General features: G+C 52.4%; 16 protein-coding genes. 5 read left to right on the forward strand and 11 right to left on the reverse strand.

The features are described from left to right. Positions 1–1,014 precede the first annotated feature (1,014 nt). From GN111_RS33605 to GN111_RS01100, 5 genes are all read left to right on the forward strand, one after another. On the forward strand, positions 1,015–1,560 hold the full coding sequence (locus GN111_RS33605) for a PEP-CTERM sorting domain-containing protein (RefSeq protein ID WP_197740477.1): 546 nt from the start codon (positions 1,015–1,017) through the stop codon (positions 1,558–1,560). 743 nt (positions 1,561–2,303) lie between these two features. Further along, positions 2,304–2,924, forward strand: a complete 621-nt coding sequence (locus GN111_RS33610) for a PEP-CTERM sorting domain-containing protein (RefSeq protein WP_197740478.1) — start codon at positions 2,304–2,306, stop codon at positions 2,922–2,924. Positions 2,925–4,209: 1,285 nt separating this feature from the next. Next, positions 4,210–4,482 (forward strand): FitA-like ribbon-helix-helix domain-containing protein, encoded by a 273-nt coding sequence (locus GN111_RS01090; protein ID WP_176603276.1) that lies wholly within the window; start codon positions 4,210–4,212, stop codon positions 4,480–4,482. Next, entirely contained in the window at positions 4,482–4,901 is a 420-nt protein-coding gene (locus GN111_RS01095; protein WP_155301980.1) for a type II toxin-antitoxin system VapC family toxin, read from the forward strand. Before GN111_RS01090 ends, GN111_RS01095 begins: the two co-directional genes overlap by 1 nt. A 90-nt stretch (positions 4,902–4,991) precedes the next feature. Beyond that, positions 4,992–5,744 carry a CPBP family intramembrane glutamic endopeptidase gene (locus GN111_RS01100; RefSeq protein WP_170302068.1) on the forward strand — a complete coding sequence of 251 codons (753 nt, stop codon included), beginning with the start codon at positions 4,992–4,994 and terminating at the stop codon, positions 5,742–5,744. Between the two features lie 96 nt (positions 5,745–5,840). Here GN111_RS01100 and GN111_RS01105 read toward each other — a convergent pair whose 3' ends face one another. From GN111_RS01105 to gspD, 11 genes are all read right to left on the reverse strand, one after another. Further along, positions 5,841–7,124 carry an ATP-binding protein gene (locus tag GN111_RS01105; RefSeq protein WP_155301982.1) on the reverse strand — a complete coding sequence of 428 codons (1,284 nt, stop codon included), beginning with the start codon at positions 7,122–7,124 and terminating at the stop codon, positions 5,841–5,843. A gap of 136 nt (positions 7,125–7,260) precedes the next feature. Further along, positions 7,261–8,235 (reverse strand): Fic family protein, encoded by a 975-nt coding sequence (locus GN111_RS01110; RefSeq protein WP_155301983.1) that lies wholly within the window; start codon positions 8,233–8,235, stop codon positions 7,261–7,263. A gap of 25 nt (positions 8,236–8,260) precedes the next feature. Next, the gene (locus GN111_RS01115; RefSeq protein ID WP_155301984.1) at positions 8,261–9,271 is read right to left on the reverse strand and encodes a gluconeogenesis factor YvcK family protein; all 1,011 of its coding nucleotides are present in this window, start codon (positions 9,269–9,271) and stop codon (positions 8,261–8,263) included. A gap of 17 nt (positions 9,272–9,288) precedes the next feature. Next, positions 9,289–10,476 (reverse strand): DUF2786 domain-containing protein, encoded by a 1,188-nt coding sequence (locus tag GN111_RS01120; protein WP_231715638.1) that lies wholly within the window; start codon positions 10,474–10,476, stop codon positions 9,289–9,291. Further along, positions 10,476–10,928: a type II 3-dehydroquinate dehydratase gene (aroQ, locus tag GN111_RS01125; RefSeq protein ID WP_155301985.1), complete on the reverse strand. Its 453-nt coding sequence runs from the start codon at positions 10,926–10,928 to the stop codon at positions 10,476–10,478. Before aroQ ends, GN111_RS01120 begins: the two co-directional genes overlap by 1 nt. A 13-nt stretch (positions 10,929–10,941) precedes the next feature. Then, positions 10,942–11,592: a ribulose-phosphate 3-epimerase gene (rpe, locus tag GN111_RS01130; RefSeq protein ID WP_155301986.1), complete on the reverse strand. Its 651-nt coding sequence runs from the start codon at positions 11,590–11,592 to the stop codon at positions 10,942–10,944. Positions 11,593–11,682: 90 nt separating this feature from the next. After that, a complete protein-coding gene (locus GN111_RS01135) occupies positions 11,683–12,699 on the reverse strand; it encodes a PASTA domain-containing protein (protein ID WP_155301987.1) in 1,017 nt (338 codons plus the stop codon). A 4-nt stretch (positions 12,700–12,703) separates the two neighbouring features. After that, positions 12,704–13,630, reverse strand: coding sequence for a tetratricopeptide repeat protein (locus GN111_RS01140; RefSeq protein ID WP_170302069.1), 927 nt, complete (start codon positions 13,628–13,630; stop codon positions 12,704–12,706). A gap of 18 nt (positions 13,631–13,648) precedes the next feature. Then, positions 13,649–14,023 (reverse strand): membrane protein insertion efficiency factor YidD, encoded by a 375-nt coding sequence (gene yidD / locus GN111_RS01145; RefSeq protein WP_231715639.1) that lies wholly within the window; start codon positions 14,021–14,023, stop codon positions 13,649–13,651. 139 nt (positions 14,024–14,162) lie between these two features. Continuing rightward, complete coding sequence (gene gspE / locus GN111_RS01150; RefSeq protein WP_155301989.1) at positions 14,163–15,890, reverse strand: type II secretion system ATPase GspE; 1,728 nt, start codon at positions 15,888–15,890, stop codon at positions 14,163–14,165. After that, complete coding sequence (gene gspD / locus GN111_RS01155; RefSeq protein ID WP_170302070.1) at positions 15,883–17,892, reverse strand: type II secretion system secretin GspD; 2,010 nt, start codon at positions 17,890–17,892, stop codon at positions 15,883–15,885. Before gspD ends, gspE begins: the two co-directional genes overlap by 8 nt. Positions 17,893–17,940: the final 48 nt, after the last annotated feature.

Raw genomic sequence — 17,940 nt, forward strand, 5'->3', positions numbered from 1 at the left:
CACACGAACATCCCATATGATCACGAATAAACAAAAACCACATTTGGCACTAAACCGCTTCAGCCTAGAGCCTAAACACCTATTTTTCACCGCTCAGTTTATTCCGCCAAAGTGGGGCTGCGCTCGAGACGCGAAGAACACAGAGGTATTTTCCGGCAATAGACCTCAATTCAAGATGCCTTCCCCCTATGCGCTATACGCTATGAGCTGTTTCCCACATTCCATACCCCACATTTTCTTCACCGCCACCCCGTTTATCCCGCCCAACCAAATTATGTTCGAGACGCAGCCTTCTCAGAGATTTTTATAGGACACGGATTAACGCGGATCGGGCGAATAGCGGTCAGCTTCGCTGATTAAAACGGTGGTGCTTTATCCGTGTCTATCCGCGAAAATCCGTGTCCGAATTTTTTTTGTTGGCCACTCTCAAGGCACCCATAAGACCTGGCCGATGCTTAAAAAAATGGAACGATTTTTCATCGGGCGGACACAGTCAGGGAAAATTTCATGTACTTGATTTTTAATGGATATCAGGTTTCTTGAACCATTGCCCTGAATCCCACATCCCATCTTGATCCTCCATCCTCCCTCATCCATCGTCCATCGGTTTAGATTCCCCATTTGCTATCGGCTATCAATTCATTCGACCCACAATACATCCGTAAATTTGTGAAAAATATCCCACAAATACCCATCAAGTATAACATTTATTACATAATATTTTGTGCGATACCAATGCGTTTCGACGCTTAAAGTGGTGAAGGATGTTTATAACCATCTAAATTAAATTAAAAATTTAGAATCCAAAATTTTCCTGCTGTTTTGGCGTGTTCCTTGTAGCACCAAAATTGATCCCCAAAGTTTATATCTTTTGTTACTCACATTAAATAGCGGCTATCATAAATTTTATCTGTGGTCGTTATAAATCGAATTTGATTGTTCCAATCGGAAGGAGGTGAGAATTCTTTAAGTTTTTTAACAGTTGTTTAAAAAAAAGTGAAAGGAAACATCAAAATGAAAAAAATTGTTTTTTTGGCTATTTTAATGGCGACTTTTTTAGTCGCTTCAGGTTCAGCCTCAGCACTACTTTTTACAGATATTTATGATGCAGGAGACATATATATGGCTGCTGCAGATTATCCAGGTGATTATGATGATGTAGCTTCTAAAACATGGCAATTCGACATCACGGACGACGGGTTTGATCCAGATACAATGACTATCACAGCTGCTTCAGTTGGTCTTACAGTTGGCTGGGCTGCCAAGGACGATGAACGGATTGAATTGGATATTTCACCAAATTTACCAGGCGATCCTAACGTTTTTGAGTGGGAATTGGACGATGGTTTGAATACTGTAGCTTTTTATGGCTTTGCAAGTCTACAGAATAATGGGATGACTATGGTGACGCTTACAGCATTAGAAGGAAGGTTCATTTTTAAGGAGGCCACGTTGGAGGCTTCAACAGCACCCGTTCCCGAACCCGCCACCATGCTCCTCCTCGGTACCGGCCTGGTCGGCCTGGCCGTAGGATCCCGGAAAAAGTTTTTCAAGAAATAATATTAGTGCATGCATCACTTTGATAAAAAAACCGTCGGGTCTGAAGGACCCGGCGGTTTTTCTTATTGTTTGTCGCTCGTTGTTTGTTGAGTCTATGGCTGATGGCTCATAGAGAGGGGCTATAGGCTATAGACGATTGACCATCGGCGAGAGAAGGAGGTTGTCGAAATCAAAAAGGACTTGTAACCCATTTTTTTGAGTCGCGTTTACCTGCCAACCATTTACAGTTTACAAAGCCAAAATTCCAATCCGCAACCCGCCAAAATCGATCCGTAAACCAAAATCGAATATGAAATTATTTTCCTAATTACCTACCGCATATTACATTAATTTCTCTGTCAAAATCCAAAATGGGAAGAAATTCCCATTAAAAGTAAAATAAAATCAGGATGTTAGGGACTTTTTTTGTTCCTAACTATATGGGATATATTTGGAAATCTATAAATGCGATTCCATTTTGGTTGTTCAAATTTTTTCTGGCGCATCGTTTGCTATGGACATGATGTAACGTGTTGTAACCTTGCCGGCATGATATTTTTTAATGCATGATCATTTTTATTTATGACAGTTTGCCGCAATTCTTTTTGCTTTTTAAACAATGGACCGTCAATCCAGAAAAATTTTGCTCCGATGATTGCGGCTTAAATGGATCTGATTGTTTCAATCGGAAAGGAGGAGGGAAGAAAAGTAGGAAAGAGACTATCAAACAAAATTTCATGGTCAAATTATTAAAGAGGTGAATTATGAAAAAAGTTCTTCTTGTTTTCAGTTTAATTTTATTGTCTTCTTCAATCGCATTTGCAACACCGATTACATACGAGATTGGTGATGGATCGTCGGTAACATTGGGGGGGAACACAGCCACTACAACTGTTTGGGGGGTTACAATAGGAGGAGCCTCAATTTCAGGATCTCTTTTACCAAATTTAGGCACTGGATCTGGTACAATCGCGGATAATGATTTTGCAACCATTGATTTCTTCACCCTAACAGTAAACTCATGGGGTTTGGTTGCTGGCGGCGATTATACGATTTCTGCTACATTAGACCTTGATTTGCCCGATGTTGAAGGGCAAGGAAGTGGTGACGGATATTTTGGCACTATCGCTGGTGTGATCAATGGAGGAACTCTAACTTGGAACGAATCGACTCTCCCTGATTATTTCACTTTGGCTGATGGAACTCTTTTCTCAATTGACTTTGAAAGTGGAATTGCATTAGGCCTTGGTGAAACAGCAACTGTCCATGCCTATCTTGAAAACCACGGTGTCGCCCCCGTTCCCGAACCCGCCACCATGCTGCTCCTCGGCACCGGGCTCGTCGGCTTGGCCATTGGCTCCCGGAAAAAGTTCTTCAAGAAATAGAATCAAACTATTCGTTCGGTAAAAATAAAAACCGTCGGGTCTGAAAAGGCTTGGCGGTTTTTTTGTCTGTTGGTTGTTGTTTGTGGGTTGTTGTGAGTGGAAGAAGGCTGGATCATCTCAAAAAAGTGGACACACCGAACAGCCAGGTTGTATGAGGCAACAGGAGGTGTTCAACCATGGGAAAACGGTTTGACCAAACGAAATGGGGACGGGCCGAGCCAACTAACTTGAAAATCAGTCAGGAAATCTGAAAAAGATCCCCCATTTTGGGTCTATAGCATAATTTTCAAGGCCAAAAATCGAGTTATAGGAGAATTGTTACTCCAGCAGTTCAAATACCCCATCCACCGTGAGGCCATTTCAACGGATGACCGACGACGCCGGCACGAACCATATTCAAATCAATGTATACCAGACACCGCAGCAGGTGTTCACCGGTCTCGATGGCGCTGGAATGGTATCGATCCTTTCAAAAGGAGCGCATTCGATATCCTGTGTAATGGGGACGCCCATTAAAGGGCGGGTCAAGTAAAAAAACACCTCCCCGTGCGAAACGCATGACTGATTTTCGCTTGACCACATTTTTGTTTGAACGACAGATTCGCTGTTTTCCCTTCTTCCGCACCCGTTGCTTCAATGATGTCGGCTGAATCGATGATGGTCGATCCGCACCAGTCACCCATCGGGATCAAGGTGGTCTATGCCACCCCTGGCTCAAAGAGCCCCAGAAAACCTTCGGTACCACGCCGATACCAAATGATGTTTCACAGACCGGTGGCTGGAAGCCAGCCCCATCGTGGTTCACGGCATGGGCGGATGAATCGAAAAACAGGCGGGATGCGGCAGTTCCAATCAGACCCTATGGATGATACCAACCCCAGAAATGGATCACTGCCGCACCCAGATTTTACCTGAATAATAATGCCGGATCGTAGGTCGTTTGATCCCGCATGATAAAATGTGACGCCTTACTCAACTTGTTGGCCAAAGCTTTGATGGCCACGTTGTAATTTTTCTCACCGCAGCAGGTGTTCACCGGTCTCGATGGCGCTGGAATGGTATCGATCCTTTCAAAAGGAGCCTTTACGGTGTTTCCGACGGTTATATTCCTGGGCTGTTCTTCCGGCGACCAGCCCAATTGCCTGCGGGATAATGGCCGATAGCTGACAGGAAATGAATATTGACAGCAATGCTTGCATTGCAGTAACTTAACATTGTAATTTATAAGATCAGGCACACTCGTGAAAGTCATTAGACATTAGAAAATAATCAGATGGAGGCACTGATGGCTACGATTACCTTGAGAAATTTGGATGAGTCACTGAAAGCGAGCCTTCGGATGAACGCTGCAGCAAACAGCAGGTCAATGGAGGAGGAGGTGAGGCAAATTTTAAAGCGGCATTTGTTGCGTGAACGATGCAAGAAAGGCGTCGGTTCCCGAATCGCCAATCGGTTTTCCAAGGTAGGTGGAATCGACCTCCCAAAAGTTTCGCGTTCATATCCACGCGGCGTTTCTGATGGTTTTGTGGATGAAACCAATGGGGAAACAACGGCATAATGTTTCTTCTGGACACAAATGTACTCTCCGAATTGATGCGTCCCATGCCTGATCCTCGCGTGGTCCAGTGGATTGATAGGATTCCCGAGTGGGACCTTTGGATCAGTACGATAACTGTAGCCGAGATACACTTGAATATCGCGTTGCTGGATGATGGCCAGAGGAAAAGAAAGTTAGGTGATTTAGCCGAACAGATGTTCAGAGAAGATTTCGAGGGTCGGATTTTGCCTTTCGATTATCATGCAGCAACCGAATATGCGAAAGTTGTAGTTCACCGGAGTCGTATCGGTCGCCCTATAAGTGTTGAAGATGCTCAAATCGCGGCGATCGCACGAACCGCCGATCTATCGATAGCAACGCGTAACACAAAAGATTTTCATGATATTCAGGGGATAGACCTCAGCAATCCATGGATCTGAATGAATTGCCAAGATAATCGTCGTGCCTTATTTTTCCGTCGTTCCTCCCATATGCTTTTTTAAAACGCCAGGCTCATGATAGGGAATTCGATGCCCATTGCTACCACTTCAACCGAAGCGACACATCTGCTTGCCGACGACCGTTCCTTTCAAGACCTTCTGTGGCCGTACCTCGCCCCTTATCTGGTATACGTCGCCATCTCCAGCATCCCGGATTCCCTGTTGCCGGCGGAAGCGGCCCAGGGCTTGAAACTGGTGGCCACTGCTGCCGTTTTGTTCTGGTTTCTGAAATGCTATCGTTTTGGACCGCTGAAACTGTTCCATGGGATCATCGCCCTATTGTCCCTGCCCGTGGCCCTGCTGTGCTGGATCGGGCCGTTTTATCTGCTGTCGGAATTGGGTATTTTAGACGTGGTTTCTTCCGGGAAAGGAGAGACTTTCTCCGCAAGCTATTTTTATCTGCGATTGCTCAATTCGGTGATTCTGGTGGCCATCTTCGAGGAACTGCTTATTCGCGTCTACGTGATGGGATGGCTGCATCAGGCAGGGTTGCAATGGCAGGAGAAAGGCATGGTTGCCTCAATTCTGGACACGCTGGATCAGCGTCCCAAATTTCTCATAGCCCTGCCATTGAGTCCTTTTGCCGTGATCGGAACGACCATCGTTTTTGCTGCCGGTCACCAGGTCCATGAATACCTGTCTGCCGCCCTCTATTTTCTTTTCACCACCTGGCTTTATAAAAAGAGCGGCAGCCTGTGGGTCTGCATCCTGATTCATGGGTTGACCAACCTCACGATAGCCCTGCTTGTGAGATATGCGGGGATGGGGTGGTTGTGGGGGTGAGAGATAGAGGGTAGGTGACAGCTGATAGGTGGTAGGAATACCCATCCAATACCTGCCGTAAAATTTTCCGTGCGTTTCGATCTCGACCCACTTTTCCTATTTCTGGATGAGCGATAGCGAGCAGAGCCATTCCCAAACGGGCAGGACATGAATGGTGCCGGATTTTGTTTTGATGGTTGCTCCCGTTTCCGCCGTGAGCAGAAGGCTTTCCGTACATCCCAGGTGGTTCATGGCCTCGTCGAGAGATCTTGTTTCCCTCTGGCGGGTTGAGAGGTTGTCGATTGTGGTGCTGACATTGATAAGATTGCCTTCAACGAAAAAATCGACTTCGTAAGCCTGTTTGAAATAATAGATATCCGGCGTCTGACGACGCAGGTGCAGGAACACCAGATTCTCGTAGAGTTTCCCCGTGTCCTGCCCGGCGAAAGCGTCGTAGAGCCGTTTGTAGCTGTTATCGATGATGTAAATTTTCTTGGGATTTCGCTGCTCCTCCCTGACGGATTTTCGGAAAATAGGAACGCTGAAGGCGGCATACGCGTCGTTCAGGTAAGAAAAATAGTCGATCAGCGTGTCTTTGGATATCTTGAAGCCCTGGGATCGAAATTCATTGTACAATTTATTGTAGCTCACCAGGGTCGCCGGATTGACGAACAGGTACTTGATCAAATGTTTTAAGAGAGCGCGGTTGGTGACCCCGAAGCGGTCGACGATGTCCCGGTAAATGACCAGATCGAGATAATCGCGCAAGATGCGCCGTTGAATATCGTCGCTCTGGTCGAAACATTCCGCGAATCCGCCATGGGTCAGGTAATGATCGAAATGATGTTTGATCAGTGTGCGGCTTGCCGATGAATGCAAGTTGACTTCGACGTTCTGGTAGCGGAGGTATTCGCGAAACGAAAAAGGGAACACCTCGTACCGAAGGGTTCTTCCTCGAAGACTTGTTGCCAGTTCGCTGCCGAGCAACTTTGCCGAGGAACCGGTAATGAATATTTGCCCCTTTTCGGTATCGTGCATCCGCCGGATAAATTTTTCCCAACCTTCGATGTTTTGAATTTCATCGAAAAACCAATACGTACGGCTTTCACGATGCAGCGGATAAAGCTCGTAGTAGGCCTCGAGAATAAGATCGAGTTCAGCGATGGCGAGAGAGTCCAACCGGTCGTCTTCGAAATTTAGATAGACAATTTTTTTCGGGTCGACCGTTTCTCCCAGTTTCGAGATAGTATGCTGCAGGGCGGAGGTTTTACCGCTGCGACGGACCCCGATGAGCGATACGATTTTTTTACTGTCCACGGGGAAGGGTATATCCCGTGCAATCCTCTTGGGGACTGGGTTCTCCTGGAAGTCGACGATTAGCCGCTTGAGGATGTTTTTCATTTTATCCTTATTGAAAAGGTCAAAATATAGTTATTTTTACCTTTTTATAAAGTATAAATCAAGTTTTTAGCTGATAGGGGATAGCTCATAGGTCATAGTTGATAGCTGATAGGTGGTCGCTGGTAGGAGAGAGTCTTCAACCTTCCACGATTTTGTACCTCGTCGTGCGTTTGTCACCGCTTTTAACAAGAAGCCCCATCTTCACTCCCTGCTGCAGATCGCGGCTGGCTGTGGCCGTGGAGATGGTTTTGAAAAACGCCTGGTAGTCTTTCCTGGAGAAAGATGTCTCGCCGATGGCTTGCGTAGCGATCTCCAGGCGATCCATGGCATTGAGCATCACGGACCGGGTCGCTGCGATCAACCCGCCTAAAGATTCCCGTACGAGGCCAAGCATCAACTCAACAAAACCGTTACAGTCGCCGGTATCGTCTCCGACAGCTAATTTCTGGTAATATTCGTCCTGGTTTTGTTTGATGAGATCCTCCACGGGCAGAAATTCGAAAATGGGATGATACTCCATCAGCAGACGCGTTTGCCATAGCCGCCCCATGCGGCCGTTTCCATCGATGAAGGGATGAATATGTTCCAATTGGAAATGGAAACGGCATGATTTCATTAGCCAATGATCCTCGGATGTCTTCAGGTAGGCAAACAGGGCGCGCATCGATGGCTCGACCTGCTGCCAGGGAGGGGCTGCGTGAAAAATATCGCCCGGCCGGATTATGCCGATGGGTTCTTGCCGAAGCCTGCCTTTGGAGGAGAGCAACTTGTCCATGAGAACGCCGTGCGCGTCCAGGAAGGATTCAAAAGAAAGCGGATTCAACTTGCCGATTTGTCGATACAAACGAATCGCGTTTTTTACTTCGATGATGTCCTGACTGGGACCGATTACAGGCTTTCCGTCTATCAGGGCAGTTACCTGATCCTGGGTCAGAGAATTGCCTTCAATGGACAGGGATGATTGGATGGTGCGGATTCGGTTACTTTTTCGAAGCGTGGGGGCGGGTTTATTGAGCTTGACTCCCTCTATGGTGCCGATCATTTCCGCAATGGCGGTGAGCAGACGAATGATCCGTGGTTTCAGGCGGCATTTGTGCAGGGTTTCTTTCATATTTAGATAATATCATATGATACTATCATGTCAATGCTGACTCAATAATCCCCTCGATCACCCCGGCCAACTTGGTCGGATCATGCCGGATAATATCGCCGGAGGTTTCCAGAAGGTCTTCAACAATTAACGGGCAGCGGTCGTCATTGAAGCCGATATCGACAAAGTCTGATTTCTGTTTGTGGTAAAGATTGAGAAGCCGGTCGTCGGGACGCCGGTTGTTCACTATGGCCCCGGTGAGCCTGCGTCCGGTAAAGCTTTCCAGGGTGGCGATGAAATCGCAGGCCTGGAAATGGTTGGTTTCGCCGAACTTGGTCATGATGTTGACCACCTGATAGATAGGCACCGAGATGCTGGCGAGTTTTTCTTTAAGGCCGGGTACGAGAAGATTGGGTATAATGCTGGTGAACAGGTCCCCCGGTCCGAGGATGACGATATCGGCCTTGTCGATGGCTTTGAGCACCGGTGGATACACCGTGATGGCGTCGCTGTGGTGGGGAACCAGGTAGACGTCGCGGATGGTCTCGCGCTGGTGTCCCCGGGGCATGTCGATGGCACTTTCGCCGAATATGCGGCTGCCGTCGGTCAGTTCGGCCACCAAGGTGGCCCGGTCGATGGTTACCGGCAGGATTTCTCCCTGGACATCCAGTATCTCGGCCAGAGCCTGGACGCCGGCCGGGAAGCTCCCGGTGTAGCGCGAAAGCATGGTCAACAGCATATTGCCGGCGTTGTGCCCCTTCAGGCGCCGGTCTTTTTTAAACCGCTTCTGAAAAACGGAACGGGCCATCTCCTGGTGGGGAGAAAGGGCCAGGACACATTTGAGGATGTCTCCGGGAGGCAGGGTGCCCAGTTCGTCGCGCAGCCTTCCGGTGCTGCCGCCGCTATCCATCATGGAAACAACGGCGCTGATGTGAATGTCCGGCAGTTTTCTCAGTCCGGAGAGCAGTGCGAACTGGCCGCTGCCACCGCCGATGGTGACGATGTGGATGGGTTTGTTTGTTGCCTTTGATTTCTTTTTTGTTGCGGTTTTCACCATCCCGATTCCTTAGCCACCTACTTTTTGTATTCAATCACCCGTTCCAGATAGCCATCCGAATGCGAAATACCCTTGGCAATGACCAGTTTTCTGCCTTTCTCGTTGCCGTCGGCCAGTACCCGGGCGTCGTGACCGGGACCCTGTCTGGAAAACGAGCGCACGTGAGGATAGCGATGGGCGACGTAGCGCTGCAGGGCCGAATCGTCCAGGCGGGCCGGAAGGCGACTGGTTTCGGTACTAGATTCGGAAACCTTTTCCAGGGTGCTGCGAAAGCCTTCGATGACGCCAACGGCAAAATCGGTCTTGCGGTAGCGGTTCAGCCCCTTTCCCCGGCGGTATTCCGCCCAGGTCGTGTCGATATATCGGCGCACGGCCTGGTAGACATACTCGGCGATGCGGACATTTTTATCGCTGCCGCTGATTTCCAGCACGCGTCCCATACGGGCCTTTTCCAACGCCCAGGCCTCGACCCACATGCATTGGACAAAGTAGAAATCCTGCAGCAGGTGGGCCAGGTGGTAGTTTTCCCGGAAATGGCGCAGCCGAGGCGTTCCCAGGAAGATGCTGACATAGTGCTGCTTGACTCCCCGGTCGATCAGATCCACATTGTGGCGGGAGATCAGTTCGTGGGCCTTGCTCATTGCGGCGTGGGCTTCGTTGGGATTGGCGCTTTCGGCCAGGGCCATGAGTTTCTGGATTCGGGTTACGATGCGGTCCTTGGCATCCAACTTTTCTCCGCGACGCAGCCGTTCGTGCAGGGAAAAATGGGTTCCCGAAGCCGCCGGATTGGCCCGCAACAGGCGGCATGCCTTTTTAAAGGCGGGACCGTGGTCCGGTTCTCCCAAGGCCTTAAATCCCTCGTGGGCCACCTGATGGGCCATTTCGTGCAGCAGCACTTCCCGGACATCATCCCAGCGGCTGTTGTTGACCAGATCGCGGCTCAGGGCGATCTCCCGTTTGTACGGGGTCCAGCTGCCCAGCCGGCGAGCTGTGCCGCCGATGGAAAAGATCGGTTTTTTCAAAGATCGGCGCAGAGGGTCATGCAGCAACCAGCAGGCGTTTTCCCATTCGGCCGCAAGGCCCTGCAGAACCTGTCGCTCGAAGGCCAACTGCAGGTTGGCGATATCTTCAGCTAAAGCGAAATCCTCTTCGGCGGGCGGCTCGTCCCACAAGGATTGTTGTTTAAAATCGGCACTCATACCCATCAGGCGATCATTTCCGCCAGGGCTTCAAGGGCATAAATGTATCCGGCCGGACCCAGGCCTGTAATTTGGGCTGTGGCCACATCGGCGATATAGGAGTGGTGGCGAAACGGCTCCCGCTTGTGAATGTTGGAGAGATGGACTTCCACGACGGGCACGTCCAGCAACAGAACGGCATCGCGAATGGCCACGCTGGTGTGGGTGAAGGCCGCCGGGTTGATGATCAGGCCGTCGATCTGTCCCACGGCCGCCTGGATGGCTTCGACCAGTTCGCCCTCGTGATTGGATTGAAAGGCCGACACCTCGACGCCCAATTCCCTGGCCCTGTCTTTGATGGAGCGGTCGATAGCTCCCAGGCTCTGGCTGCCGTAATGCTCGGGCTCCCGTTTGCCCAGCATATTCAGGTTGGGGCCGTGGATGACGAGAATGCGTTTTACCTGCTGCGTTTGCGCCATGGCTGCGTCCCCCTTACCAGTTGGCTTTGAGTTCCGATATGGTCCGGCCATAGTCTTCGCTGCCGAAAACGGCGCTGCCGGCAACGAACACATCCACTCCGGCTTCCGAGATGCGGCCGATGGTGCCTGCATTGACACCGCCGTCGATCTGGATGAGGGTGGACAGACCGCGCTTTCGAATGATCTCTTTGAGCCGGGCCACTTTGTCCAGCGCCGACGGAATGAATTTCTGTCCCCCGAAGCCGGGGTTGACGCTCATGATCAGAACGAAGTCCAGGTCCTCAAGTATGCACTGCAACGCTTCCACCGGCGTGGCGGGGTTTAGGGCCACACCCGGCTTGGCCCCCTTTTCCCGGATCTGCTGAACGGTCCGGTGCAGGTGGGTGCAGGCCTCCTGGTGGACGGCAATATAGTCCGCCCCGGCATCGGCGAAGTCGGCCACGTAGCGTTCCGGTTTTTCGATCATCAGGTGGACGTCGATGGTCAGGGCGGTGGATCGGCGCACGGCCTCGACCACCAGCGGCCCCATGGTGATGTTGGGCACGAATTGCCCGTCCATGACATCCACATGAATCCAATCCGCGCCGGCGGCTTCAACGGCCTGGACCTCGTCTCCCAATTTTGCAAAATCAGCCGACAGAATCGACGGTGCAATGCATTTCATAACAACGACTCCTTGTTTCAGTCTTGCATCAGAGCAGCTTTACGTCGTGATCTTAATGTTTATTCGCGGCTGGACCGCTTTGCTGGCATGCTATTGCCAATTCAAGGTTGCAAACTTTTGATATGTGCTTTTCATCAACTGGCCATCCACATAAACTCGCACCGACGAGGTATCACTTTTTGGAATCAAAAGCCAGATTTCTTGGCCTGGCGACACAAAATCGTCGAATAGGCGCATTGGCCCCTGTGACTTTCCGACCATTACCGTTACCCTTTTGTTCAAGAAACCGTTTTCCAGGGTGTAGCGGAACAGTTTCATCGCATCAGAGGGCTCCCTGTCGCTGTCGGGCCAAGCGACCTGGCTGCGATTGACCGTCAGATCCACCTGGCTTCCAGCAGCGACCCGATATCCGGACGGAGGGGTCTGCTCAAGAACGGTTTCTAGAGGTGATCCGGGTCTGAAAGAGAACTGTATGCTGCCCACTGTCACTCGAAGGGCATCCAACCGGCGCAAGGTTTTCTCAAGGGGCTGACCGGAAAGGTCCGGCATGGGGAACGAAAAAGATCGTGGGCCGCCGCTGATCAGCAGATCCGCGCAACCATCCCGGGAGGTCGTGGCCCCGGCCGGCGGGTGCTGGGCCACGACCTGGCCTTTATTTTGTCGTGAACTGGCCATAGTTGCCAGGCTGCCCTTGCACAGTCCGTTCTCGGTCAGCAGGATCCGGCTCTGCTGCAGGGAAAGACCGGTGAGGTTGGGCATGACAATCCGTTCCGGACCGCGGGAGACCCGGATCTTCACATCCCGGCCTCGTTTGATGGAGGCGCCGGGCTCCGGATCCTGGTCGATCACATGGTTTTTGGGTACCTGCTCGTGATAGACCGTGCCCCGAACCCGGGTATTGAGGCCCAGATCGGAAAGAATTTCCAGACTGTAGAGAACATCCTTGCCCACCAGGTCGGGAACCACGACCGGTTCTTCGCCCTTGACGATCAGGGTCAGGGCAAGGTAGGCGCCCGCGGCGGCCATGGCCATGAAAAGGGCGATCAGAAGCCCAACACGCAGTACCTTTCTCAGCACGGGACGGATGGAGGAAACCGGGGGCATCATCGGCCTAAAAATCGAAGCTCAGAAGCAGGGCCGCTCCCCCCGGTGCCGGTGCCAGGGACAGGGGCATGGGTCTGTTTCCGTTGAGGTGGCTTTTGAATGCGTCCACGCGGTCGCGGTTGAATTTGTGGGCGCTGGACACGGCACCATAGATGTTTCCGGCGTAAAAACCGAACTCGACAAAGGTGATCACACCGCCAAGGGCGGGCAGATCGTTGTCGAAGGCCTCCCAGGCGGCCAGAATCAGTCCGGCGTTGACCAGAAAAGCGGTCAGCGCATCCCGATACCGGTTGCAATAAAGCTGACCGCCGCCGGGTACGATGGAAAGAGTGCCAGCGAGGGTGGGGCTTTTGGTCGGGATCGCGTCGTGCGCGGCCAGAGACTGCCGCAGGTCGGCGATCCGGTAGCCATTCCGGTTGGCGGATGTGATCGCATCGAAGGCCCGGTCGGCCTGTTGCCACTGCCCTTGCTGTACGTGCAGCCAGCCCTGTTCGTAGCGGGCCCGGTCGATGACATCGACGTCAGCGGCGACAGCCGTCAGGTTGTGCAGATCCAGTATGGCCTGTTCGATCCTTCCCTGATCCGCATGGCTGCGGCTGAGCATGAAATAGGCCTCGTTTTGCAGGGGCAGCCCTTCATAATTACGGGTTTGACGGTCGAAGACGGCCGCAGCCGCAGGGTAGCGGCCGGCACGGTAGTGCGCTATCCCCGTTTGAAACCGGGCACGGGGGATCCTGGGGTCGTCGGGGAAAAAATGGATAAAGCGATTGAATTCGGCGATGGCTTCATCGAAGGCGCCAGCATCCAGGCTGGATTGTGCAAAGCGGTACTGGCTGTCGGCATCGATGGTCAGCGGGTCGGCGGCGTTGGCAAAACCTGTCGGCAGCAATACTCCCAAAACAAAAAGGAAGAAAATCGGCCGGTGAAATCGCATGGCGTTTTCCATGGAAGATCAGCGCAGCCAGAAATCGTTGTTGTCAAGGGGGTCCTGGCAACGGATGCCCTGGCGGGTGATTACGGAGGGGCTGAGCTTCAATTCGTCACGGCCGCAGCGCATCAGGCGGTCGCAGGTCATGATCCACCCCAAAAAGGCGCCGTGACGCCGAATGGCCTGGACGGCATAACCGGAACAGGAGGGGGTCATGGGGCAGCGATGACCGTCGGCGCCGGACAGGTATTCTTGATAGAAATGAATAGGGCCGGTCAGGATTGACGAGGCCGCCGTTTGTTCCGCCTGTTCCTGCCTAGTTGAGTCTGCCCGGGCAACACCTACCATAAAGATCAAGAATAGAATGATAAGGCCGCCATCATTCATCAATCGTTTCATTCTATCACACAATTTTCTTGGTCGTCCTGAAGGTTTTCGGAGGATGCATTTGGCAAGGCCAGAGGGAGGAAGCTGTATTTAGACATACCGCGACGACCGATAACGCCGTCCAAAAGTATCCTCTGGAGACCGATAGTTCTCATTGTTGGGTTACCCTCAGCACCTCCTCGATCGTGGTCTTACCGGCCAGTACTTTCTCGATTCCGCTCTGGCGCAGGGTTCTCATCTTGTATTGCAGCGCGTAGTGCTTGATCTGGATCGCGTCATAGGTTTTGAGGATCAGGTTCTTCAATCCTTCGCTCAGATGCATGATCTCGAAAATGCCGATGCGGCCTCGATAGCCGGTGTTAAAGCATTTCTCGCAGCCTTTGGCCTGGTAGATGGTGTGGTTTTCCAACTGTTCGCGATTGATGCCGATACTTTCGAGAATCACGCCCGGCGTGTATGCCTCTTTACAGTGGTCGCACAGGACCCGCACCAGGCGCTGGGCGATGACCGCCAGCACGGAGGAGGAGATGAGAAAGGGCTCGACGCCGATGTCCACCAGACGCGTGATAGCGCTGGCCGAATCGTTGGTGTGCAAAGTAGAGAAAACCAGATGGCCGGTCAGGGCCGACTGAACGGCAATGGAAGCGGTTTCTCCGTCCCGGATCTCGCCGATCAGGATCACGTCCGGGTCCTGGCGCACGATGGAGCGCAGCCCCCGGGCAAAGGTGAGGTCGATTTTCGGGTTTACCTGAATCTGGCTGATGCCCTTGAGCTGATACTCCACCGGGTCCTCGATGGTGATGATGTTGATGTCCGGTTTGATGATGGAGGCCAGCACGGAGTAGAGGGAGGTGGTTTTACCGCTGCCCGTGGGACCGGTCACCAGAATGATCCCGTTGGGCTGGGTGACCAGATTGTTGACCAGTTTGAGATCATCGCCCGACAGGCCCAGCTCCTTGAGGTTCAGGACCTCTTCCGATTTGTTCAACAGGCGCATGACCACCCGTTCACCAAAGGTGGTGGGCAGGGTGGATACGCGCACATCCACGTTCTGGCTGCCGATTTTGACCTCCAGCCGCCCGTCCTGGGGCAGACGCTTTTCGGCGATATTGAGTTTGGCCATGACCTTGATGCGTGAAATCAGCGCCGGCTGGATCCATTTTGGGGGACTGAGCAGATCGTAGAGGATGCCGTCAACCCGGTAGCGCACCTTGAAGCTGTCCTGATAGGGTTCGATGTGGATGTCGCTGGCCCGCGCTTTTATGGACTGGGAAATGATGTGGTTCACCAGCTTGATGATGGGCGCGTCGCTGGTATCCTCCAGCAGGTCGGCGGTGTCCTCGATTTCGCTGATGATCGTGCTGCCGTCCTCCTCCATGTGCTGGACCAGCTGTTCGGCGGTTCCCTGACTCATGTCGAACAGCAGGTTGATGGCGGCAAAAATGGCGCTTTTGGTGGACAGTACCAGGTTGTAGGCCGAAAAGCCGATCATGCGGGCCAGGTCGTCCAGGGGCTGAAAGGCCGCCGGATCGTTGACGGCGATGATGTTGACCATGTCTTCGGGCAGGCCGGGACCGCCGTCGGTCGGGGCGTTTTTAAGCACCAGCGGCACCATGGCATGCCGCTTGAGAAAACTGATGGGCGCCTTGCGGGTGCGGTCTTCCCCGAAGTTCTCCAAAGGCAGTTCGGGCCAGAAGGGAAGATTGTACTGCTCGCCCAGGGCATCCAGCAACTGGGTCTCGGTGACGACCTTGCGGCGCAACAGCACTTCGGAAAGGCTGCCGCCTTCCTTTTCGCCGTGGATCCTGGCGGCTTCAGCGAAATCTTCCTCGGAGACGCCGAATTTGGTTTTTAACAGCTCTTCCAGCGATTTAGTCATGGATGATATACTCGCCCGTCGCCTCGCTTTCCGGTGCCGACGCGTCTTCGTTTTCACCTCCCCCACGATACAGCTTGATCTGGGTCTCCATTTTCTTGTCGATTTCATCCTTCTTAATTTGCGAAACGGAGGCAGCTTCAGACGGATTCTGGAGTACCTTGGGGGTGATAAAAATGTACAGGTTGGATTTCTCGTTGCCCTTGGAACGCGTTTTGAAAAGCCAGCCTAATCCGGGAACATCTCCCAGGCAGGGGACCTTATATTCGGTTTGCGAGAACGTATCGTCGATCAACCCGCCGATAACAACGGTATTGCTGTTCTTGACCATCACCGTGGTCTCCACGGTGCGTTTGAGCGTCGTGGGCCGAAAATCCGTGGTGCTCTCCAGGGAGGACACTTCCAGGGAGATATTCAGCCGAACCATGCGGTCCTTGTTGATCTGGGGCGTGATTTTCAGGGTCTTGCCCACATCCCGGTATTCGTAGGAATTGTAAGTGTCGTTGTCCGTCGTGGACGTAGTTGTCTGATAGGGAATATTTTTGCCGACAGTGATGCTGGCTTCCTGGTTGTCGGTGGTGAGCAATTGGGGGGTGGAAAGAATATTGACATCCTTGTCCTTTTTGTAGGCCTGGACGATGGCGGCGATGCTGGGGAAGCTGATGCCTGCAATTTCGACGGCCTCGCCGAAAAGGCCCATGGAGAAACCGGAGGCCAGGGCCGGAACGATGTCACCATCCGTTCCGATCGAAATGGCCGAATCCTCGGAAATGAAACCGCCGGCGGCAATGCCTTGGCGGTCGTTGTTTAATTTAACATCATCGCCCACGATCCATTCGGTGCCCAAATCGAAGCTTTTTTCCGCGTTGACCTCCATAATCAACGCTTCGATATAGACCATGGCGCGGGGGATGTCGATCTGGCGGATGATCTCCACCAGGGTTGCGTAGTCGTCCCGGTCGGCGGTGATGATCACGCTGTTGGTGGCTTTGTCTGCTGTAATGGTCACATCGCTGGAAACCACGGGCGCCTCCTTGGCGCCGGCCTTTTGAGTTTTTTCTTCTTTTGGAAGGTCTTTCAGCACGGCGACCAGTTCTTCGGCGGCCGCGTATTCGAGGTAGTAGACGTGGATCTTCTCCTTGCCCTTGGGAGTTTCCTGGTCGAGGATTTCAATCAGGCCGCGGATCCGGTCGGTGGCATCTTCACTGGCCACCATGATGATGGTGTTGGTACGTTCGTCGGCTACGAAGGCAGCCGAACGGTCTGTCGATACGCTTTTACCCTTCTTGGCGGTGGAATTGGTCGTTTTGAAGACGGTATCCAGCAGAGACACCAAATTGGATGCATCGGCGTTTTGGATGGGAAACACCGTGATCTCGCGGCCCACCCCGGGAATATCGATGGTTTTGAGAATTTTCATCAAACGGGCGATGTTTGAATACCGGTCGGTGACGATCAGGGTATTGGTCGGTGTGTAGGACAGGATCACGCTGCTTTTGGAAACCATGGGCGTGAACAGCCGCTTGACTTCGTCCGGATCTGCGTAGCGCAGGGGCATCAACTGGGTGACCACCTGGTCGTCATCGGAGTCCCCCCGGGCTTTGGTGAGGGTCTCGATATTTTTCGTGCGGGCATCGGGCGAGGGGATGATTTTAATCACTTTCCCCGCCTCCACGGTGGCGAACCCGTGAACGTCGAGAACCGATTCGAACACCTTGTAGGCTTCGGCCACTGAGATTTTCGACGGCGAGATGATGGTCACTTTGCCCTTGACCCGCTGGTCGATGACGAAGTTCTTATTGGTCAATTCGCTGATGAACTTGATGAAAACGCTGATGTCGACATTGTTGAAATCGATGGAGACGAATCGCTGCGACCCGTTGGCCGATGCACTGCCGGCCGCCTTTTCCTGGGCAGCGGCGCCGGTGGTTATCGAAAAAAGCACCAGCGCCGCGATCAGTCCTGCCAATATGCGTTTTGTGTAAGCAACCCTTGTATGTTCCATCGCCATATTCTCTTTTCCCGTTTTTGGCCGATGCCGGAGCCAAGACGG

This window comes from Desulfosarcina widdelii (assembly GCF_009688965.1).
GTDB lineage: Bacteria > Desulfobacterota > Desulfobacteria > Desulfobacterales > Desulfosarcinaceae > Desulfosarcina > Desulfosarcina widdelii.